Origin of the sequence: Cobetia sp. AM6 (assembly GCF_009617955.1) — a bacterium.
Classification (GTDB): Bacteria; Pseudomonadota; Gammaproteobacteria; order Pseudomonadales; family Halomonadaceae; genus Cobetia; species Cobetia amphilecti.
In genome coordinates this window covers 416,980-437,554 of record NZ_AP021868.1, presented here as the reverse complement: position 1 = coordinate 437,554, position 20,575 = coordinate 416,980, and the positions used below count along the sequence as shown (strand labels likewise).

The 20,575-nt window shown below is 65.4% G+C and carries 16 protein-coding genes; 1 reads left to right on the top strand and 15 read right to left on the bottom strand.

Going from position 1 to position 20,575, the window contains the following annotated elements:
• Positions 1–13 precede the first annotated feature (13 nt).
• Together CLAM6_RS02020 and CLAM6_RS02015 are read right to left on the bottom strand one after the other, a co-directional pair.
• Positions 14–751, bottom strand: coding sequence for a response regulator (locus CLAM6_RS02020; RefSeq protein ID WP_043333708.1), 738 nt, complete (start codon positions 749–751; stop codon positions 14–16).
• A gap of 65 nt (positions 752–816) precedes the next feature.
• Positions 817–2,634, bottom strand: coding sequence for an ATP-binding protein (locus tag CLAM6_RS02015; RefSeq protein ID WP_052384552.1), 1,818 nt, complete (start codon positions 2,632–2,634; stop codon positions 817–819).
• A 192-nt stretch (positions 2,635–2,826) separates the two neighbouring features.
• Here CLAM6_RS02015 and CLAM6_RS02010 point away from each other — a divergent pair, with 192 nt between their 5' ends.
• Positions 2,827–4,137 carry a 2-hydroxycarboxylate transporter family protein gene (locus CLAM6_RS02010; protein ID WP_043333707.1) on the top strand — a complete coding sequence of 437 codons (1,311 nt, stop codon included), beginning with the start codon at positions 2,827–2,829 and terminating at the stop codon, positions 4,135–4,137.
• A gap of 157 nt (positions 4,138–4,294) precedes the next feature.
• Here the strand turns inward: CLAM6_RS02010 and CLAM6_RS02005 are convergent, their stop codons facing one another.
• The 13 genes from CLAM6_RS02005 to ccmA all read right to left on the bottom strand — a co-directional run bounded on the left by CLAM6_RS02005 (position 4,295) and on the right by ccmA (position 20,286).
• A complete protein-coding gene (locus tag CLAM6_RS02005; RefSeq protein ID WP_043333752.1) occupies positions 4,295–4,573 on the bottom strand; it encodes a YheU family protein in 279 nt (92 codons plus the stop codon).
• 92 nt (positions 4,574–4,665) lie between these two features.
• Positions 4,666–6,780, bottom strand: a complete 2,115-nt coding sequence (ligA, locus tag CLAM6_RS02000) for an NAD-dependent DNA ligase LigA (RefSeq protein ID WP_052384565.1) — start codon at positions 6,778–6,780, stop codon at positions 4,666–4,668.
• A 422-nt stretch (positions 6,781–7,202) separates the two neighbouring features.
• Positions 7,203–8,315, bottom strand: a complete 1,113-nt coding sequence (locus CLAM6_RS01995) for a cell division protein ZipA C-terminal FtsZ-binding domain-containing protein (protein WP_043333706.1) — start codon at positions 8,313–8,315, stop codon at positions 7,203–7,205.
• A gap of 413 nt (positions 8,316–8,728) precedes the next feature.
• Entirely contained in the window at positions 8,729–12,250 is a 3,522-nt protein-coding gene (gene smc / locus CLAM6_RS01990; protein WP_043333705.1) for a chromosome segregation protein SMC, read from the bottom strand.
• Positions 12,251–12,531: 281 nt separating this feature from the next.
• On the bottom strand, positions 12,532–13,884 hold the full coding sequence (ccmI, locus tag CLAM6_RS01985) for a c-type cytochrome biogenesis protein CcmI (protein WP_064503286.1): 1,353 nt from the start codon (positions 13,882–13,884) through the stop codon (positions 12,532–12,534).
• A complete protein-coding gene (locus CLAM6_RS01980) occupies positions 13,881–14,444 on the bottom strand; it encodes a cytochrome c-type biogenesis protein (RefSeq protein ID WP_064503285.1) in 564 nt (187 codons plus the stop codon). Before CLAM6_RS01980 ends, ccmI begins: the two co-directional genes overlap by 4 nt.
• Positions 14,441–15,019 (bottom strand): DsbE family thiol:disulfide interchange protein, encoded by a 579-nt coding sequence (locus CLAM6_RS01975; RefSeq protein WP_052384551.1) that lies wholly within the window; start codon positions 15,017–15,019, stop codon positions 14,441–14,443. The genes CLAM6_RS01980 and CLAM6_RS01975 overlap by 4 nt, the downstream gene beginning before the upstream one ends.
• Positions 15,016–17,016 carry a heme lyase CcmF/NrfE family subunit gene (locus tag CLAM6_RS01970; RefSeq protein ID WP_052384550.1) on the bottom strand — a complete coding sequence of 667 codons (2,001 nt, stop codon included), beginning with the start codon at positions 17,014–17,016 and terminating at the stop codon, positions 15,016–15,018. Before CLAM6_RS01970 ends, CLAM6_RS01975 begins: the two co-directional genes overlap by 4 nt.
• On the bottom strand, positions 17,016–17,522 hold the full coding sequence (ccmE, locus tag CLAM6_RS01965; protein WP_153635084.1) for a cytochrome c maturation protein CcmE: 507 nt from the start codon (positions 17,520–17,522) through the stop codon (positions 17,016–17,018). The genes CLAM6_RS01970 and ccmE overlap by 1 nt, the downstream gene beginning before the upstream one ends.
• 81 nt (positions 17,523–17,603) lie before the next feature.
• The gene (gene ccmD, locus CLAM6_RS01960) at positions 17,604–17,870 is read right to left on the bottom strand and encodes a heme exporter protein CcmD (protein WP_217485884.1); all 267 of its coding nucleotides are present in this window, start codon (positions 17,868–17,870) and stop codon (positions 17,604–17,606) included.
• Positions 17,867–18,634 carry a heme ABC transporter permease gene (locus CLAM6_RS01955; protein WP_153636755.1) on the bottom strand — a complete coding sequence of 256 codons (768 nt, stop codon included), beginning with the start codon at positions 18,632–18,634 and terminating at the stop codon, positions 17,867–17,869. Before CLAM6_RS01955 ends, ccmD begins: the two co-directional genes overlap by 4 nt.
• Positions 18,635–18,799: 165 nt before the next feature.
• Entirely contained in the window at positions 18,800–19,522 is a 723-nt protein-coding gene (ccmB, locus tag CLAM6_RS01950; RefSeq protein WP_043333704.1) for a heme exporter protein CcmB, read from the bottom strand.
• On the bottom strand, positions 19,519–20,286 hold the full coding sequence (gene ccmA, locus CLAM6_RS01945) for a cytochrome c biogenesis heme-transporting ATPase CcmA (protein WP_084589400.1): 768 nt from the start codon (positions 20,284–20,286) through the stop codon (positions 19,519–19,521). Before ccmA ends, ccmB begins: the two co-directional genes overlap by 4 nt.
• Positions 20,287–20,575 lie beyond the last annotated feature (289 nt).

The following is a 20,575-nucleotide window of genomic DNA, read 5'->3' as shown; positions in this document are numbered from 1 at the left end:
AGGTCGGCATCACTCAGGCCTGACGGCACTGTCTGGACAGGGCCTGACGGTCGATGACCTGATAGGTGAAGGATGGCCGGCCGATCTGACCGTAGTGGAAGGCCTCGCTGAGCATGCCGCAGGCCGCGAGATGGCGCAGGTACTTGCGGATGGTCACTCGCGACATGCCGGTGGCAGGCAGCAACGCCTCACTGGTGAAGCTGCCTTCCTCACGCGGCAGCGCCATGATGGCACTGGCCACCAGGGCTAGAGATGCCGCCGTCACGCCCTTGGGCAGGCGCCCCTCGGGTACCGCGCCCGCAGCGCCGCTGACCAGCCCTTGCACGCCGAAAAGCTGGTCCAGTTGTTGCTGGCTGACTTCACCCTCTAGGCTCTCCAGCTGCTGGCGGCCGCGACGCGCCAGTGCCAACGCCTGCTGAAAACGGGCGAAGCTGAAGGGTTTTACCAGGTAATCGCACACCCCGAGCGCATGTGCGCTGCGCACCGTGTCCGCCTCACTGGCGGCGGTGATCAGGATCACCTGGATATCGGGGGCGGCGTGGCGCCTCAGCCATCGCAACACTTCCAGCCCGCTGCGGCTGCGCAGGTAGACATCCAGCAGCACCAGGTCCACCGCTTCCTGCGCCAGCACGTCGAGTGCCGTCGCGACATCCTCGCACTGGGCCACCAGGCGCATGCCGTCGATGCGACTGAGGTATTCGACATTGAGACGCATGACCATGGGGTCGTCTTCGACTATCAGCACACGCATGCGCTCTGGCTCCTTCGTTGTGCAAATTCCGGCCGCAACGCCATCCTGTGATGCGCGGCCCCCTATCAGGGCGCCGCGCCAGTCAGCAGTCGGCAAGGCAGGGTCAGCTCGACCAGGGTACCGCCGCCCGAGGGCGCATAGAGGTGCCATTCTCCCTCGCGCGCGGTCACGATCTCCTGCACCAGCGACAGGCCCAGCCCGCGGCCTTCTCCATGACTGCTCACCCCCGCCATGCGTGCCGTCTGCCTCAGCTCCGTCGGCATGCCGGGGCCGTTGTCCGCCACGCTGATCGACAACTGCGCCTCTGCCGACGGGTCCAGTGATTCCAGCATCAACCCCAGGGTCACAGACGGGGCGTGAGCGTCAGCGCCCACCTCCTCCAGCGCTTCGAAGGCATTGTCGAGCAGATTGCCGATCACGCTGACCAGATCATGACTCAAGCTACGCTCCAGCACCGGAAACTCGGCCTGAGCGCCATCGTCCTGTGACATTCCCCACTCAGCGCAGCGGCCATGATGGCATTCGATCTCCAACTCGACCGTCAGCGTGATGCCACGCTCGCGAGCCTCGCTGTGCTTGCCGATCAAGAGGCCTGCCAGCAGAGGGTCCACGATGCGCTCGGCGGCCGCGGCATCCGCCGGCAACTCCCGCTCCACCAGCAACGCCAGATAATCGCGCAGACCGGCGAGGTCCTGCATCTGTGTCAGGCCCGACAGCACATGCAGCCGGTTGCGGAACTCATGGCGCGCGGCACGCAGTGACTCCGCCTGGCGGCGGACGCCGGTCAGCTCCTCGGCGAGGCGCTGCATGCGGTCGTGCTCGCGCAGTACCAGCACGCCGCCCATCAGAAGCTCGCCATCATGCACCCGCTGGCAACGCACCAGCAATCGCCGCCCGCCGTGGGTCACCTGGCGCAGTCGGGTCTCTTCCTGCTCGCTCACCGGCTGGTGCGCGACGAGGCACTCACGCATGCCGGTGTCGGGCAACCAGTCATCAAGGCGCTCTCCCAGCGTCGGCAAGGCCCCCAGCAACTCGCGCGCCGCGGCATTCACCAGCGTAATCCGCCCCTCGGGGTCGACCACGATGATGCCCTCTTCCAGGCTGGCCAGCACCGCCTGATGCTCCTCCACCAGCCGCGCGATGGCCGCCGGCTCCAGTCCCTTGAGCTGTCTGCGCAGATAGTGCGCAAGTCCCAGTGCGCCCAGCGTGCCGAACAGCATCAACAAACCTAGTCCGAGCAGCAGCTGGCGCTTCTCATCGGCCAGACGCCGCCCCAGGGAATCCAGCGTGATACCGATGGCCACCGCACCGACGACGGCGCGCTCACCGCCCCTGGACGCATTCGCCATGACCGGAACGAAGCTGCGCAGGCTTTCGCCGAGCGTGCCGCGGGATTCGGAGAGGTAGGAGGCGCCGGCAAGCGCACGCTGTTCGTCGCCACCCTGGAAGGGCTGCCCGATGCGTGCGGGGTCCGGGTGACTGAGCCGCAAGCCATCCGGGCGCATCACCACGATGAAGTCGACGGCATTCTCCCGACGCAGTCGCTCGATGCGTGCCGCCAGGCGGCTGTCCGCGACAGGAGGCGCAGCCTGCGGCGAGCTGGCCTCGCTCAGGGCGGAACGCACCTCGGGCAGACGCGCGATACGCTGGGCAAGAGCGGCAATGCGCTGGCCCTGAATCTCGCGCTGGGTCCGCTCCAGCTGGGCACTGAAGAGCCAGGCCGCGACCAGCAGGCTGACGATCACCATGCCGGCGGCGAGCAATGAGGTCAGCGCGCTCAGTCCGGGTTGAGAATGCCGCAACACGCCGGACAAGCCATGTGCCCCCTTGGTGGCATGGCCATTCGGCCCGGCGCATGGGCGAGCGGCAGCCGGCGCTTTCATAAGTTTCAAAAGGCTTTCTTTAATTCGCAAAACTTGGCCCTCGGGAGCCACACCGTAAGCTCCCTGTGACGCGCATCCAGTGCGCGAACATGATGTCCCTTCCCCGTCCCAAACGATCCCGCGATGCCACGCCAACGCGTCCGGGCATGACAACAGGTCCTGCAACGACAGAGTGCAGGACAAGGAGCATGCATGACACATTCCTCGCAGACCGCCACGGCCACGCCTGCCGCAGAGTCCCCCTGGCAGAAGACGCGCATCTTCGGCATGTCGCTGCCGATCTTCGCCCTGTCCTTCCTGGTTCTTGTCGCCGCCATCGCCACCGACACCCTGCCTGCGGGCATGATCGGCGCGCTGCTGGTCATGATGATTCTCGGGGAGCTGCTGGGCTTTCTGGGCGACCGCCTGCCGATCATCAACAGCTATCTGGGTGGCGGCGCCATTCTCGCCATCTTCGGTGCCGCAGCGCTGGTCTACAGCGGCTGGCTGCCGCAGGAAGTCACGGCGAATGTCAGTGAGTTCATGAAGGCCGGTGGCTTTCTGAACTTCTACATCGCGGCGCTGATCACCGGCAGCATTCTCGGCATGGACTCCCGCGTACTGGTCAAGGTCGGGGCCCGCTTCGCGCTGCCGCTGCTGTGCTCGGTGCTGTTCGCGGCGCTCTTCGCGATGCTGGTCGGCTGGGTCATGGGCTTCTCGCCCAAGGATGCCGTCATGGTCATCGCCCTGCCCATCATGGGCGGCGGCATGGGCGCCGGCGCCGTGCCGATGAGCCAGATCTACGAGCAGCTGCTGGGGCAACCGGCCAGCTACTATATCTCGATCCTGGTGCCGGCACTGGCCCTGGGCAATGTCTTCGCCATCATCATTGCCGGGCTGCTCAACGGGCTTGGCAAGCGCTTCCCGTCACTGACCGGTGGCGGCCAGATGATGCCGGGCGTCAATGTCCGCGAAGAGAAGAGCACGCCTGACCTGTCCCAGCTGGGCATCGGCATGGTGATTGCGCTGAGCTTCTTCGTCGCCAGCCAGATTCTCGGCAAGGTCATTCCGCTGCACCCCTACGCGCTGATGATCATCGCGGTCGCCGTGCTCAAGTGCGCCAACCTGGTACCGGAGAACATCAATCAGGCCGCCGCTCAATGGTTCCGGTTCGTGGCAGGCAACTGGACCTTCGCGCTGCTGTTCGGCATCGGCGTGGCCTATACCGATCTGGGCCAGGTGATCGATGCCATCACCATCACCTACGTGGTGATCGTGTTCGGTGTCGTCGCGGGCGCCGCCTTCGGTGCGGGCCTGGTGGGCAAGCTGGTCGGCTTCTATCCCATCGAGTCCGCCATCACCGCTGGCCTGTGCATGGCCAACATGGGCGGCACGGGTGACGTCGCCGTACTCTCGGCGGCCAATCGCATGCAGCTGATGCCCTTCGCGCAGATTTCCTCGCGCCTGGGCGGGGCCTTGATTCTGCTGATCTCGAGCCTGGTCGTGCCGATGTGGTTCGCATGATCCGGCGCATCGCCAGACGCCACTAACCGCAACAACTGGCGCTTCATGAACGACAACGCCCCTGGCCTGTGCCAGGGGCGTTGTCGTTTCCAGCCTCGAGGTCAGGGGCAGGGTAAGGATCAGGGCATGCTCCACACATCATGACCGCTGGCTGGGCTCAGTCGCCCTCTTCCTCATCGTCCGCCAGCTGGCGACCGAAGGACTGCCACTGTTCCAGCGTCATCACCTCGGTGGATTCGGTGCCGATGTCATGGACGATCAACAGCTTGCCGCGTGACAGCTGGCCTTCCAGCTCCGCGACCCAGCCGGCCATGCCTTCGCCGACATCGGTGGTGTCATAGCCCTGACGGGTGACGAAGGCTTCCAGCAGGGCGCGCCGTGTATCGGCGGGCAGCATGGTCTGCGGTACCTCGATGAAGCGGTCCCGCGGGTCCATCTGATCAAGTGGCATCTGGCTCATGGGTAGCTCCTGTCCATCATCAGGGTGGCGTGACGCCGCCTGCGGTGCATCGTTCAGCGTATCCGTACTCATGCATCCTCTCCCGCGCTGTCCTGCGCACTGTCTTGCACATTGGCTTGCGCACTGTCTTGCGGATTGTCCTGCTGTGCATCAGCACCGGATTCCCATTCGGCCAGGCGCTTCACGAAGGTCTCTTCGTCCAGCACCGTGAGGCCCAGCTGCATGGCTTTCTCGAGCTTGCTGCCCGCTGCCTCGCCGGCGACCACACCGGCGGTCTTCTTCGAGACACTGCCCGCCACCTTGGCGCCCAGCGCCTGCAGACGCGCCTTGCCTTCATCACGCGTCATGCTGTCGAGGCTGCCGGTCAGCACCCAGGTCTGGCCTGCCAGCGGCTGGGGGCGCTCACCGATCTCGACCTCTTCCCAGCTCAGGCCACAGGCGAGCAACGCTTCCAGCGTCTCGTTGTTGGTCGGCTGCTGGAAGAAGGTATGGATATGCGCGGCGACGATGGGGCCGACATCTTCCACTGCCTCCAGCGCGGCCTGATCCGCTGCACGCAGCGCTTCCAAGGTGCCGAAGTGCGTGGCCAGATTCGCGGCGGTGGCTTCACCGACTTCCCGAATGCCGAGGGCGTAGATGAAACGCGCCAGGGTGGTGTTGCGGCTCTTGTCCAGCGAGGCGACCAGATTGGCGGCGGACTTCTCGCCCATGCGCGGCAGCTCGGCGAGCGTGGCAGCTTCCAGGTGGAACAGGTCCGCCGGCGTCTTGACCAGCTCACGCTCGATCAGCTGCTCGATCAGCTTCTCGCCGAGGCCATCGACATCCAGCGCCTTGCGACTGGAGAAGTGCTTGAGGGCTTCCTTGCGCTGCGCGGCGCAGATCAGTCCGCCCGCGCAGCGTGCCACCACCTCGCCTTCGAGGCGCTCGATCTCGGAGCCACACACCGGGCAGCCGTCCGGCAGCACGATGGCTTCGCGGCTGGCGCCTTCGCTGGCGACCCGCACCACCTGTGGGATGACATCGCCGGCGCGCCGAATGATGACGCTGTCACCGATCTGCACGCCGAGACGTTCCACCTCGTCCATGTTGTGCAGTGTGGCGTTGGAGACCACCACACCGGCGACCTGCACCGGTGCCAGTCGGGCGACCGGCGTCAGCGCGCCAGTGCGTCCGACCTGAAAATCGACGCCCTCCAGGGTGGTTTCCTGTTCCTGCGCCGGGTACTTGTAGGCGATGGCCCAGCGCGGCGCGCGCGCCACGAAGCCCAGTTCACGCTGCAGACGCAGTGCATCGAGCTTGATGACCGCGCCATCGATGTCGTGGTCGAGGCCATCACGCTGCTCGCCGAGGCGGCGGGTGTAGTCGATGATGCCCTGAGCACCGCGCACCACCTCAAGCTGCGGGCTGGTGCGGAAGCCATAGTCGTTGAGCAGCGCCATCAGACCGGAATGATTCTGACCGGCCTCGCTAGCGAGCAGCGCATCGTCCACCCGCGCGACCTGATAGGCGCAGAATTCCAGCGGACGCGAGGCGGCGATATTGGAATCCAGTTGGCGCAGGCTGCCGGCGGCGGCATTGCGCGGGTTGGCGAACACCTTGCCATCCTCGTCGCGGCCGCGCGCGTTCAGCGCCTCGAAGCCAGCGTGGCTCATGTAGACCTCGCCGCGCACTTCCAGCAGCTCCGGCAGATCATCACCCCGCAGCTTGAGCGGGATCGAGCGGATGGTGCGCAGGTTGGTGGTGATACCTTCGCCGGTGCGGCCATCGCCGCGCGTCACGCCTTGCACCAGCACGCCATTCTCGTAGATGAGCGACACGGCCAGGCCATCGAGCTTGGGCTCGCAGCAGAAGCTCAGCTCGTCACCCGCATCCTGAGCATCTCCCAGCTCCAGCGTTTTCGCCGCACGTTGCACGAAGGCGCGCAACTCATCGTCATCGAAGGCGTTGTTGAGCGACAGCATCGGCACCGCATGCTGCACTTCTTCAAACCCGCTGGCCGGCGCGGCTCCGACACGCTGGGTGGGCGATTCCGAGGTGATCAGCTGGGGATATTTGGCTTCCAGCGCCTCGAGGCGACGCAGGCGCGTGTCGTAGTCGGCATCGGTCAGCGTCGGATCATCCAGCACGTAATAGCGGTGGCTGGCCTCAAGCAGCTCGCGATGCAGCTGCGCGACCTCCTCCATCACCTTGGCAGGCACGCCTTCCACCACGGCCGGTTCCGCGGAGCGGGAAGCGCTCGAGGCGTTGGAATCATCGGCAGGCGCCGAAAACAGATCATCCTGGGCTGACATGACACTCACTCGAAACAGTGGCTCGCCAGCACTGCCAGAAGGCAGCGCTGAGCGACCTGAAAACGGGTGGCGAACCCTCCGACCTGACGCACTTGCAAGAGCTTGCAAAGGCTTGCAGGCAGAGGGGTCGCCTTGATGCTGCCATTGTACTCAATGTGATCGACAGGCCACACATTCAAGCACTTCGGGCGACTGGCAGGGAGCGTCAAAGGCTGCAAGAGGTCGGCAGGATACGCAAACGCCAACGGCGACCCGAAGGTCGCCGTTGGCGTTCTGGCATGACTGGTCGACTCAGAGAATGGCTGGGGAGTCGATCAGTTGGCCTGGTAGCGATGCAGACGATTGCGACGCTCGAACTCATGCACCTGCTGGCGCTTGAACTCGATGGTCTGGGCCGTCATCACGCTGTGGTTCTCGTCTTTCAGCTCACCGCCCAGACGACGCACCAGCAGCATGGCGATCTCGACCATGGTCTCGAAGGCGGCGGAGGTGTCGTCCGCGCCCGGCAGCGGCATCAGGAAGGTGACGCCATCCAGCTGGCTGTCCACCATCTCGGCCGGCTTGAAGATGCCCGGCTTGACCACGTTGGCCATCGCGAACTGCAGCGGGCTGTCGTCGTCATCTTCCTCGTGGCGCAGGAACAGCCCCATCTCGGAATGACGCAGACCACAGGCCAGCGAGATGCCCAGCACGTCTTCACCACTGAAGCCTTCATCGCCACGCGCCATCACCGAGATGATGATGACTTCACTGGCATCGGCCAGGGTGTCACGTGCGAGCTGGTCATCGACCTGATTGCGTTCGGCACGCAGCACCAGCGGATGACGATCATCCTCGGGGGCTGTCGCATCGGCAGCAGGCGCTGTGGCCGCTTCCAGTGAAGGTTCCTGGCGCTGGGAAGCACTGCTGGCGACATCGGCCGGCTTGCCAGCGGAGGACGCCTCAGTCCTGACATCCTGACCTTCCTCGATCTCGGCCATCGGCTCGAGATCATCGGCCTGGGTGGAGGAGACGCTGATGCTGTCGTCCTCGGCAGTGATCACCGGCTTCTCATGGAAGTCGTCTTCGCGCGCCGTCTCGGCCTGCTCACTGGAGGCGCTGCCGAGCACGGGCTCACGATGCGCATCGTCGTGCTCATGCTCATCATCACGCCGTGCGCCCAGACTGGCCGTCACGTCGCGCATCGACTGGCTGGCACGTGCACCGAAGGCAGCCGCACGCTCGCCGAAGCCCTTGCGCTCCGGCGCTTCACGACGCTCCATGGGCTGCGCCGGACGACTCGGTTGAGTCACCCGCGAGGCCTTGATGCCGTGCGCATTGTCGAGCACGACATCTTCCTCGGCCTCGGCATGCGTCTCGGAATCGCCAACCACCCGGTAGCCGCCGTTCGGCAGCTCCCAGTTGTCACGTTCTTCCTCTTCTTCCACCGCGGGATTGCCCGCATCGTCGGTGGAATCCTCTGTACCCGCTCGATCCAGTCGGGGTACTCGACGTTGACGTTGGAGCCTGCGCACACCGTCAACGACGATGATTGCGACCAGCACCAACCCCAACAAGATGAGCCACTCTCTCAATTCCATGGGTCATTAGCCTGTTTGCTTGGGCACCATGCACGTGAACAGCATAGCGCGATTGCAGAAAAAGGGGACATTTTTTCGAATGTCAATCCTGTGGTGGTGACCTGCGCAATCGCCCTTCAATTATCCCTGACTGACACTATGACGCAAACTCGTAGTGCTTTCGATCTCTAGATGCAACACGATCTTGCCAACTAGGCCGCCAAGGCGGCCACTGGCTACCGCGCCGGAGGATGACCTTGCCCTCCTGAACGGCTTTTCCCTCACGCTTCGGCAAGCACGGCAGCTTCTTCTATCCCTACAGAGACAAGGCGCGAGACGCCGGGTTCCTGCATGGTGACACCCATCAGCCGATCTGCCGCTTCCATGGCGATCTTGTTATGGGTGATATAGATGAACTGTACGCTTTCCGACATCTCCTTCACCAGCCTCGCATAGCGTCCGACGTTGGCATCATCCAGCGGTGCATCCACCTCATCGAGCATGCAGAACGGGGCCGGATTGAGCTGGAAGATGGCGAAGACCAGCGCCAGTGCCGTCAGTGCCTTCTCGCCGCCTGACAGCAGGTGAATGGTGGAGTTTTTCTTGCCCGGTGGCCGCGCCATGATCGCGACCCCCGTCTCCAGCAAATCATCACCTGTCAGCGTCAACCACGCGGCCCCGCCACCGAAGATCTTGGGGAAAAGCGCCTGGATTCCAGCATTGACCTTGTCGAAGGTGTCCTTGAAGCGCACCCGTGTTTCCTGGTCAATCTTGCGGATGGCGCGCTCGAGGGTCTCCAGCGCTTCGCTCAGCTCGGCATGCTGGGCTTCCAGATAGTTGCGACGCTCGGCCTGCTGGTCGTATTCCTCGATGGCCGCCAGGTTGATGGCCCCCAGCCGCTTGATGCGCTCACCGATCTGCTCGAGGTTGTGACTCCAGGCCGATTCGGTGGCATTGGGGTCCAGCTCGTCCTCGAGCTGCGTGATCGCCGCCTCGTCATAGCCCAGTTCCACCAGTTGCTCGTCCTGCGCATCGCCCTTGAGGGTCAGCGCCTGCACCTGCATGCGGCCTTCCTCGAGGCGCTGGCGAATCCCCTCGAGATTGCGCTCATGAGTCTGACGCGACTGTTCCGCCTGACGCATCTGTTCGACCAATTCATGAGTCTTGTCACGACAGGCGTTGAGCTTGGTTTCCTGATACAGACGCGTCTCGAGCAGCATCTCGAGCTTTTCGCGCTCTTCTTCCTGCGGCAGTGAGGCTTCTTCGCGGCTGGCCTCGAGCATCTCGATGCGCTCGGTGAGCTTCTCGCGCTGCTCGACGGCTCGCATGCGCTGGCCCTGCATGCCGTCACGCTCGGTGGTCAGGCGCTGACACTCCATGTCGAGACGATTGACCTGCTCACGCGCGGGCGCCAGCTGGGCACGCAGCCCGGCCAGCGCCTCCTGATGTTCGCGCCGTGAACGCTCCAGCGACTCGCGCGACTGGGCATTGTTCTCGACCGCCTCCAATGCCTGCTGCCAGCGCTCGCGCGCCTCCTCCAGCGTCAGGGCCTGAGTCTCGCGCGTTTCCGCCAGCTGCTCGAGCTCCTCATCCAGCTCACGAGCGCGGCCATCGACATGCTCCAGGCGGCTGGCGATGCCGGCCTCCTTGAGACTGAGTTCACGCTGGCGCTCGCCAAGCTCCCGCTCTTCGACGCGCAGATGCTCGAGCTGCTGCTCGGCGCCGGCAATCTGTTCGGCGGCTGCGGCCAGACGCGTCTCGATCTCCTCGAGACGCTCGTCCAGTGACTCGAGCTCCAGCACGACCTGCTCGAGGCGCGCCCGCTGGGCGATGACACTATCGGCACGTTCACCGGCCACCTGACGGCGGCTCCAGCCCTGCCCCAGCCACAGGCCATCCGGGGTCAGCACGCTCTCGTGCGCGGCCAGCGAATCACGCCTGGCCCAGGCGGCTGCCTGCGACTCGACACAGTGGATGCTGGCCAGCCAACCGGCCAAGGCATCCGCGCCGCTCACCTGCGCCGCCAGGGTGCCAGCGGGGCGGGCTGCCGCGCTGGACGCCGGCGTGCCATCGACCAGCAACAGCTCGCCGCCGGGCAGCTCGTCCATCAGCGTAGCCAGCCGCGACGGCTCGCTCGCCGCCAGACGCGCCTTGAGGAAGGGCCCCAGCACCCAGGCGCTGGCCGATTCCCAGCCCTCGGCGACCTCGAGCCCCTCGGCCAGCGCCGGGGTCTCGGCGAGCCCATGCTGCTCCAGATGGCTCGCCAGGCTGTCATCGTCGTCACGCAGCGCCGCGTCGATCAGTGCCTCAAGCGAGGCTTTCTCACCCTGTAAGACGTTGCGACGCTGGCGCAGCTGATCGCGCTCTCCATCCAGCGCCAGACGATCGGCCTGGGCCTGCTCACGGGCTTCACTGGCCTGCTCGCGGCGCGACTCCAGTGATTCGCCGCTGAGCGACAATTCATCAAGCTGCTCGCGCAGCTCCTCGCGGGCTTCACGCAACTCGGCGACATCCGGCAGCTCCGCCAGCTGCTGGCGACGGCGCTCGCGCTGGCGCTCGGCGTCGGCGATGGCATTCTCGAGCTGCTGGATCTCGCTCTGGGCCCGCTCGGCGCCACGCTGGGATTCGTTGTCGGCCTGACTGAAGCGCTCCCACTCGCTCTGGCTGTCCTGGCGGCGCTCTTCGGCCTCATCCAATGACAGCTCGAGCCCATCGAGGGTCTCGCGGGCCAGCTCGAGTTCCGGGGCGATGTCTTCCAGGCGCGCATCGATCATCTCGAGGCGCTCGCCGTCCTCACCCTCGACGCGCTGGATGTCGCTCAGCTCACGCCTGGCCATCTCGAGGTCCGCCGCCAGCTGCTGCTCACGGGTGCGAGCGTGCTCGAGGCTCTGCTCGATACGCGCGATCTGGGCGCCGGTCTCATAGAAGGCGGCCTGATGGGTTTCCAGCTCACCGGCCAGCTCGTCGTGCTGATAGCGCTGCTCTTCCAGCTGGCTCTCGCACTGACGCTGACCGAGAATCTCGCGCTCGACGCCGGTTTCCAGCTCCGCGACGCGTGACTGCTGCTCGCGCTGCTGCGCACGCAGGCCCCGCCGACGCAGCACGGCCAGCTCGCCCTTGAGGCGATATTCGTCCTGCTTGAGGGTCTGATAGCGCTTGGCGGCCTCGGCCTGACGCTTGAGGCGCTCGAGCTGCTTGTCGAGCTCCTCACGCAGGTCATCCAGGCGCTCCATGTTTTCCTGGGTGCGCTTCATGCGATTCTCGGTCTCGCGGCGGCGCTCCTTGTACTTGGAGATGCCCGCGGCTTCCTCGAGGGTGCTGCGCAGGTCATCCGGGCGCGCCTCGATCAGCTGCGAGATCATGCCCTGACCGATGATGGAGTAGGAGCGCGGCCCGAGGCCGGTGCCGAGGAAGACGTCGGCGATATCACGCCGGCGACATTTCTGGCCATTGAGGAAGTAGCCGGACTGGCCATCGCGCGTCACCAGACGCTTGACCGCTATCTCGGCGTACTCGGACCAGGCGCCCCCGAGGCTGCCGTCGGCATTGTCGAAGGTCAGCTCGATGGAGGCCTGCCCCACCGGCTTGCGCCCGGTGGAGCCATTGAAGATGACGTCCGTCATCGACTCGCCGCGCAGGTTCTTGGCGCTGGACTCGCCCATCACCCAGCGCACAGCATCGATGACGTTCGATTTCCCACAGCCGTTGGGGCCGAGAATCGCCGTCATGTTGCTGTCGAAGGGCACGGTGACCGGATCGACGAAGGATTTGAAGCCGACCAGCTTGATCGATTTGAGCCGCATTGCGCCTGGCGCGTCCTTGAGTCTGGAGAAAGAAGGTCTGAAGAAATAAGTTCTGGAGAAAGAAGCTCTGACGCAGGAAAACCTGAAATACCGCGGCGTCGCAGACCTTTCGAGAAGAGCCCGCACCGCCGCAAGGTAAACATGTCCTTACGACGAGACAGCCGGTCATCGAGGGTATTTTCGAAAAACCAGCGCGCAGTCTACCCAAAAGCGGCGATGGCCCCAACCGGCGCAATGACAAACGAAGCCGTCATCGCGCGGGATATAAGGCCAATCGCAGCTTACTGAGTGACGCGGTGATCGATGCGCAGTGCCAGCGGCGCCTGTGTCGCATCAGTGCCCTTCTCGTCATCGGCATCGGCACTGCGCGTGACGATGACATTCTCGAGCTTGCCTTCGAGATCCCCCGGCTGGGCCGTCGGCTGCCCGGAAGCGGAGATACGCGCCACGAGCGTGACGCGCTCGGCCATCGAGAGCCGCGCCATCGGGGCCATGGCGTTGTCGTCCGACAGAGTGAGCGTCAGCGGCAGCTTGTCCGCGGTGGTGCGCACCACTGCCAGCGGCGGCAGCTTGCCTTCGCCATCACGCGCCACGATGTACAGGGTCGCCGCTTCGGCACTGACCGGCATCGCCGCCAACTGCGCCTCGAGCGCCGGGTCCAGTGACACCTTGAGCGTCAGACGTGCGGCGCCCTCCTTGCTGTCCTGATCAGCCGCCGAGCCTTGCTCTGGCGCGACCGAGTTGGCCAGGGCGACCGAGGTATCGACATCACCGGCGCTGGCCATGCGCTGGCGCGCGGCCTTGATACCTTCGCGCAGCGCCTTGGCGGCATCGGGATTCTCGAAGCCGGCAATCGCCTTGCGCCAGTAATCGATCGCCTCGGGATAGCGGGCATGATCGAAGGCCTCGATCCCGAGCAGGCCGAGTACCGTCGGCTGACGCGGATCGGCCGCCAGCACTTCATCGACCAGCGCCTGGACCTCATCGGTCAGGGTGCGCTGGGCCGCGAAGAACTTGAGCTGCGCCAGCTGCGCGATCAGCGCAGGCACGCGGCCTTCGAGCGTGATCAACGCCTCGAGCGACTGCATGGCCTCATCGAGACGTCCGGCATCGCGGTAGAGCGGGAACAGCGCCATCCACACCTTGGCGTTGTCGGGCTGGGCCTCGGCCTCGGCGCGCAGCCGGGCGATGCGCGCCTCGAAGCTGGCAGCATCGTGGATCGGCGTGGCGGCAATCGCCTGCGCCAGCGCCAGGTCCCCGCTCGCGCCTTCGCGCTGATACCAGTAGAGCGAGCCCGCCACCATCGCCACCAGCAACACGGGCACCAGCACACGGCCACTGCTGGCCGCCTTGAGCGGAGAGCGCTTGAGGGATTCGGCGTCTTCCAGCAGGCTGCGTTCCAGCTCGACCCGCCCTTCCGCCAGCGCCGTGTCATCCAGCTCGCCACGCGCATGGCCGCGCTCCAGTGAGGCCAGTCGACGCCGATAGACACGCACGTTCTCGGCGCCGAGGCTGTCGTAGTCCTCGAACGCCTGCTGATCGGCATGCACGCGACGCGCCCGCCGCAACGGCAGCAACAGCAGCCAGCCGGCGGGAATCAACAGCACGGCAATCGCCAGCCATAACAGGATCATGAGCGCTCCTTGGCAGTGTGTTGCCCAGCGCCGGGCTGCTCATCACCAGGCTGCTCATCAATGGACTGGCGGTGCGTAGCAAGCAGTGCCGACAGGCGCGCCTGCTCATCATCATCCAGCGCACGCACACGCGCACGTCGCCGGGCGCGCACGATCAGCGTCACGACCAGCAAGCCGAGCAGAATCAGGACAGCGGGACCGCCCCACAGCAGCCAGGTGCGCCCATCGAGGCGCGGGTTGTAGAGCACGTACTCGCCGAAGCGCGCGACCATGAAATTCTGGATGTCGCTGTCACTGCGGCCGTCCTTGAGCAGGTCCGCCACGTTCTGGCGCATGTCACCGGCGATGGGGGAGTCCGAGTCACCGATCGCCTGGTTCTGACACTTGGGGCAGCGCAGCGCGGCGGTCAGGCTGTCGTAGCGCTTCTGCAGCACCGGATTGTCGAACTGATGCATCTCGATGGCGGCCTGCGCCTTGCCGGCTGACAGCCAGGCAAGAAACATCAGCACCACCAGCGCCTGCACCAGCGGGATGGCGAAACTCCTGAGCACGGATTTCATGAGCTGGCCTCCTCATCGGGCGTGCTGGCGGCGTTAGTCGCGGGCTCCGCGATGCGCTCCAGCGTCGGCAGGATGACGTCGCGGACATCTTCGGGCCGGATGTAGCCGGTGTGGTGATAGCGGATCACGCCCTCGGCATCGACCAGGAAGGTTTCCGGTGCCCCATAGACGCCGAGATCAAAGCCCAGCGTGCCGTCGGGATCGAACAGATTGACGCTGAACGGGTTGCCGAATTCCTCCAGGAACTGACGGCCCTTGGCGCGGGTGTCCTTGTAGTCGACGCCGACCATATGCACGCCGCGGCTGGCGAGATCCAGCAGCTGCGGCATCTCGTGCTTGCAGGTCGGGCACCACTCGCCCCAGACGTTGACGAGGCTGACCTGCCCCTTGAGCAGCGAGGCATCGAGGCGCGACTGCGGATCACTCAAGGTGCTGAGCGAGAATTCGGGGAAGGGCCGCGACAGCAGCGCGGAGTCCCGTGCATAGGGGTCATCATCGAGGCGCTGGTAGAGGAAGGCACCCAGCCCCACCACGACCACCAGCGGCACGAACAGCACCAGACGACGAACATTCATGGGCGAGCCTCCTGCGTGGCGAGGGAGCGGGTGTCAGACGCCGTGCTGGCCTCGACACGGCGGCGATAACGGCGATCCAGCACGGCGATCACGCCGCCCGCCCCCATCAGCAGGGCGCCCAGCCACAGCCAGCGCACGAAGGGTTTGACCTGGATGCGTACCGCCCAGCTGTCGTCATCCAGCTTCTCACCCATGGCGACGTAGAGGTCACGGGTGAAGCCGGCATCGAGCGCGGTCTCGGTCATCGGCATGCCGCTGGCCAGGAACAGACGCTTCTCGGGATGCAGTGTCGTCACCGCCTTGCCATCACGGCTGACTTCCACCGTGGCGCGGTCCGACAGGTAGTTGGGGCCGCGATATTCACCAAGTTCGGTCATGCGGAACTGATAGCCGCCCACGCTGACTTCCTTGCCCTGCACCATGCGCACGTTCTCGGCGACCTCGGTATTGGAGACCAGCGTCACGCCGACGATGGTCACCGCCAGCCCAAGATGCGCCAGCTGCATGCCCCAGTAGCTGGGCGTGAGGCGCTTGAGCCCCGCCCAGCGCCCCGCCTTCGAGGCACTCTTGTCCCACAGGTCGCGCAGCAGAGGCAGCACCACCCACAGCGCGATGATCAGCCCGAGCGCCACCGAGAAGCTCCACTCGATATCCAGCGTCAGCGGCAGCAGGCCGCCGATGACGAGTGCCGCGCTGCCGGCCAGCGCCAGACGACGCGTAAGCTCGCGCCCCGGCATCTGCTTCCAGCGCGAGGCCGGCCCGAGGCCCATGAAGGCGCACAGCAGCGTGGTCAGCGGCACGAACAGCGCATTGAAGTACGGCGGGCCCACCGAGATCTTGCCCAGCCCCAGCGAATCCAGCACCAGCGGATAGAGGGTGCCCAGCAGCACGGTGACCATCATCACCAGCAGCACGAGATTGTTGACCAGCAGGAAGGCATCCCGCGACAGCCAGTGAAAGCCCAGCGTCGAACGCACACGCGGTGCACGCAGCGCGAACAGCAGCAGCGAACCACCGACGGTGATGCCGAGCAGTACCAGAATGAACAGCCCGCGATCGGGGTCACTGGCGAAGGCGTGCACCGAGGTCAGCACGCCGGAGCGCACCAGGAAGGTGCCCAGCAGTGACAGCGAGAAGGCGAAGATCGACAGCAGTACCGTCCAGCTCTTGAAGGCGCCGCGCTTCTCGGTGACCGCCAGCGAGTGGATCAGGGCGGTACCGGCCAGCCACGGCATCAAGGAGGCGTTCTCGACCGGGTCCCAGAACCACCAGCCGCCCCAGCCGAGCTCGTAGTAGGCCCACCAGCTGCCCAGCGCGATGCCGACGGTAAGGAAGGCCCAGGCGATGTTGGTCCAGGGGCGCGCCCAGCGTGCCCAGGCCGCATCGAGACGCCCGCCCATCAGTGCCGCCATCGCGAACGCGAACGCCACCGAGAAGCCCACGTAGCCCATGTAGAGCATCGGCGGATGGATGATCAGCCCGATGTCCTGCAGCAGCGGATTGAGGTCCGCGCCGTCAGCCGGCATGTCCGGCAGCAGGCGCGCGAAGGGATTGGAGGTCAGCAGCACGAAGGCCATGAAGCCGGTGGAGATCAGCCCCATGATGCCCAGCACCCGTGCCAGCATGTCGCGCGGCAGATGGCGCGCGCCCAGCGAGACGGCAAAGCCCCAGCCGGCCAGTATCAGGCTCCACAGCAGCACCGAGCCCTCGTGGCTGCCCCACACGGCGCTGAACTTGAAGTACCACGGCAGCTGGCTGTTGGAGTTGTTGGCGATGTAGGCGACGCTGAAATCATCCAGCAGGAAGCTTGCGGTCAGGCAGGCATAGGCGATCAGCACGAACAGGAACTGCCCCCAGGCCATCGGCTGGGCGAAGCTCATCCACAGCGGACGGCGCGTACTGGCCCCCGCCAGCGGTACGACCGCCTGCACACAGGCCAGACAGGCGCCCAGAATCAGCGCGAAGTGGCCGATTTCCGGCAACAGTTGCGTCACCATCACGGGGTCTCCTGCGGATCGAGCGCGGCCTTGGCTGCGCTGCTGTCGCTGGTCAGGTTGCCCGTCCTGTTACCAGACACATCACGCCCGGAGGCCTTCAGCGCCTCCGACACCTCCGGCGGCATGTACTTCTCGTCATGCTTGGCCAGCACCTCGCTGGCCTCGAGATGCTCACCATCGAAGGTGCCCATCACCACCACGCCCTGCCCTTCACGGAACAGGTCCGGCAGGATGCCCTGATAATGCACCGTCACGTCATGATCGAAATCCGTGACGGTGAAGATGGCATCCAGCGTCTCGTTGTCGCGCCTGACACTGCCATCACGCACCATGCCGCCCGCACGGATCTGCCGCCCCTGGGGCGCTTCGCCGGTGGCGATCTGCGTCGGGGTATAGAAGGCGTTGATGTTGGCGCGCAGGGCATAGAGGGTCAGGCCCACCGCGAGGGCGGCCAGCAGCACGATGGCCGTGACGATATACAGGCGCTGCTTGCGTTTGGGAGTCATGGTCAGGGCTCGATCAGGGCAAGGGACGGTCAAGCCTCTCGCGGCCGGCGGGACAACCGCCGCGGGAGGGAGAAAACAGATTCAATCACGAGAGCTGTGGCGCGAAGCCTGATGTGACGAACGATGCGAAGCGCGGTGTGAAGCAGGGTGCGAAGAATGACGAGAAGCGTCACGGCGCAGCCGGCGACGGATATCCGCCTCCAGCGCGCGACGCGACAGCCGCGTGGCGATCACCAGCCCCACCAGACACGCCGCCGTCAGCCCCCAGGCCGACCACACATACAGCGCATGGCCGCCCATGGCGAAGAACTCGCTGACACTCGAGAAAGCGATGCCCGGCAGGTTCATGACTTGTCCCCTTCTGTCGCGACCACCGCAGCGTCGGGGCGCGCACGCGAAGACGGACTCAGCAGATCACGCACCCACTGCTTGCGACTCTCGCGTCTCAGCACCTCGACCCGCGTGCGCATCAGCACCAGCGCGCCGAACAGGGCGTAGAAGCCGATCACCATCATCAGCAAGGGAATCCACATGCTGGCCGGCATCGGCGGCGCTTCGCTGAGCGTGAAGGTGGCCGGTTGATGCAGTGTGCTCCACCAGTCCACCGAATACTTGATGATCGGGATGTTGACCATGCCGACCAGCGCCAGGATCGAGGCCGCGCGCGAACCGCTGTCACGGCTGGCGAAGGAGCCACGCAGCACGATCACGCCCAGATACAGGAACAGCTGGATCAGCATCGAGGTCAGCCGGGCATCCCAGATCCACCAGGTGCCCCAGGTGGGGATGCCCCACACCGAGCCGGAAAACAGTGCCAGCGCCGTCATCAGGGCACCGACAGGCGCGGCGGCCGTGGCGACCATGTCCGCCAGCTTGATCTTCCACACCAGGAAGATGAGCGCACACACCGCCAGCAGCATGAAGCACGACTGGGCGAGAATCGCCGCCGGCACATGCACATAGATGATGCGGAAGCTGTTGCCCTGCTGATAGTCGGCGGGCGCGAAGGCCAGCCCCCAGACACTGCCGGCCACCAGCGCCATGATCGCCAGGGCCCAGAGCCACGGCAGCCAGCGCTGGCTGGCCGCGAAGAAGGTCGCCGGTGCGCCCATGCGATGCAGCCACGGCCATAGCCCACCCTTGCGGGGGCGAACCTTGCGGGCAGGCGCTTGAGGAGAGTCGGAGTCGGCGGTCACACGGGCCTCTTGTCAGGGGCAATGAAGAGCCTTGCGAATGCCCGAGAATGCTCGGGCAGCGTCATGCAGTTCTTGATCGGACTAGCCATTGATGCTCAGCCTGAGTCCGGCGGCGATGGCGAGCGGTGCCAGCAGCAGGGCCAGCGCCAGCATCGCGCCCAGAATGGCCAGATGGGCCAGACTGGGCATGCCGTTGACGGCGCTCTGTACGGCGCCGGCGCCGAAGATCAGCACCGGAATGTACAGCGGCAGGATGATCAGCGAGAGCAGCACCCCGCCACGCCGCAGCCCCACCGTGAGCGCCGCACCGATCGCGCCGATCAATGACAGGCTCATGCTGCCCAGCGCCAGCGAGGCGATCAACACGCCAAAGGCGCCGCTCGGCAGTCCCAGCATAACGCCCAGCAAGGGTGCCATCAGCGCCAGCGGCAGGCCGGTCAACAGCCAGTGGCCTGCCACCTTGGCCAGCACCAACAACGGCAATGGCTGCGGCGTCAGCAACAGTTGCTCGAGGCTGCCGTCCTCCAGATCCTGCCGGAACAGACCGTCCAGTGACAGCAGCGTCGCCAGCAATGCCGCCACCCACAGCAGGCCCGGCGCCAGCGTCGCCAGCAGCGCCTTGTCCGGGGAGATGCCCAACGGAAACAGCGTGATCACCAGGGCGAAGAACACCAGCGGATTGATCAGCTCACTGCGTCGGCGCAGCGCCTGACGCAGGTCGCGCGCGAGGGTCGCCTTGAAGGCCCCGGCCAGCGAACTGGTGGGCGGGGCCTCGGGCAATGCCGTCAGCAGCTCATGGTTCATGCCGAGGCGCCTTGTGTCGAGGCTGTGTCTTTCCCGCCCACGCCCTGCTCTGAACCCTGCTCTGAACCCTGTTCGGCCTTCTCCCCTTCCTTCGCGCCCAGGCACAGGCGGCGCAAGCGCGAGGCCTGCGAGAAGCGATGATGAGTCGTCATCACCACGCTGCCCCCACGCTGGGCGTGAGCCAGCAGCAATGCCTCCAGTGCCTGAACACCATCACGATCGATGGCGGTGAAGGGCTCATCGAGCACCCACAGCCGGCGCGGCGTCAGATGCAGCCGCGCCAATGCGATACGCCGCTGCTGACCGGCGGACAGCTGTTGGGCAGGCATATCCTCGAAACCGGCCAGCCCCACGGCGTCCAGCGCCGCCCAGGCGAGCTCGCGGCGGGCCTCTACCTTCGCCTGCGGTTGACCGCCAAGCGCCTGATACCAGGCAAGGTTTTCCAAGGCGGTCAGGGTGCCCTTGATGCCGGGCTGGTGACCCAGATAGAGCAGTGAACCCAGAAAGTCGTCACGCACCCGCGAGGTGGGCTGGCCGCGCCACAGCACCTCGCCCTCGTAGTCATGGAACTGACCGGACAGAATCTTGAGCAGGGTCGTCTTGCCACTGCCATTGGGGCCCTCGACCTGCAGGATCTCTCCCGCATGCAGCGAAAGATCCAGCCCCTCGAACAGCCAGCGCTCATCACGCTCACAGCCGAGCGCCACGACCGCCAACAGAGGCGGCGCGCTACGAACTTCATCGCTGGCAGGCTGGCTGGGCATCCCGGATTCTCGCGGCTGAGCCGTCGCGGAGTGCGACATCAAGGGCAGACCCCGTGGGGTCACTGCGAGCCATTCTACGAGCTGAGGTCGACACTGACCACCGAGCAGCCGATCGCCTGACCTCGCAGCCCCGCCATGACGGGCAGTCAAGCACTCGAGAAATATATCAGCGACATGTGGTGCACATTCATACGACACACTTTCGCTGGATTGGCGCCGGTCGATCCGCTCACCTCTTGCCACTTCGCGAGAGCTTGCTATGATGCAGACACTGTATACAAAAACAGTA

What these genes read in the sequence shown, in the direction of transcription:
- CLAM6_RS02020 (WP_043333708.1), bottom strand. Translation starts at nt 751, where the DNA reads ATGCGTGTGCTGATAGTCGAAGACGACCCCATGGTCATGCGTCTCAAT.
- CLAM6_RS02015 (WP_052384552.1), bottom strand. Translation starts at nt 2,634, where the DNA reads ATGAAAGCGCCGGCTGCCGCTCGCCCATGCGCCGGGCCGAATGGCCAT.
- CLAM6_RS02010 (WP_043333707.1), top strand. Translation starts at nt 2,827, where the DNA reads ATGACACATTCCTCGCAGACCGCCACGGCCACGCCTGCCGCAGAGTCC.
- CLAM6_RS02005 (WP_043333752.1), bottom strand. Translation starts at nt 4,573, where the DNA reads ATGGACCCGCGGGACCGCTTCATCGAGGTACCGCAGACCATGCTGCCC.
- ligA (WP_052384565.1), bottom strand. Translation starts at nt 6,780, where the DNA reads ATGGAGGAGGTCGCGCAGCTGCATCGCGAGCTGCTTGAGGCCAGCCAC.
- smc (WP_043333705.1), bottom strand. Translation starts at nt 12,250, where the DNA reads ATGCGGCTCAAATCGATCAAGCTGGTCGGCTTCAAATCCTTCGTCGAT.
- ccmI (WP_064503286.1), bottom strand. Translation starts at nt 13,884, where the DNA reads ATGATCCTGTTATGGCTGGCGATTGCCGTGCTGTTGATTCCCGCCGGC.
- CLAM6_RS01980 (WP_064503285.1), bottom strand. Translation starts at nt 14,444, where the DNA reads ATGAAATCCGTGCTCAGGAGTTTCGCCATCCCGCTGGTGCAGGCGCTG.
- CLAM6_RS01975 (WP_052384551.1), bottom strand. Translation starts at nt 15,019, where the DNA reads ATGAATGTTCGTCGTCTGGTGCTGTTCGTGCCGCTGGTGGTCGTGGTG.
- CLAM6_RS01970 (WP_052384550.1), bottom strand. Translation starts at nt 17,016, where the DNA reads ATGGTGACGCAACTGTTGCCGGAAATCGGCCACTTCGCGCTGATTCTG.
- ccmE (WP_153635084.1), bottom strand. Translation starts at nt 17,522, where the DNA reads ATGACTCCCAAACGCAAGCAGCGCCTGTATATCGTCACGGCCATCGTG.
- ccmD (WP_217485884.1), bottom strand. Translation starts at nt 17,870, where the DNA reads ATGAACCTGCCGGGCATCGCTTTCTCGAGTGTCAGCGAGTTCTTCGCC.
- CLAM6_RS01955 (WP_153636755.1), bottom strand. Translation starts at nt 18,634, where the DNA reads ATGGGCGCACCGGCGACCTTCTTCGCGGCCAGCCAGCGCTGGCTGCCG.
- ccmB (WP_043333704.1), bottom strand. Translation starts at nt 19,522, where the DNA reads ATGAACCATGAGCTGCTGACGGCATTGCCCGAGGCCCCGCCCACCAGT.
- ccmA (WP_084589400.1), bottom strand. Translation starts at nt 20,286, where the DNA reads ATGCCCAGCCAGCCTGCCAGCGATGAAGTTCGTAGCGCGCCGCCTCTG.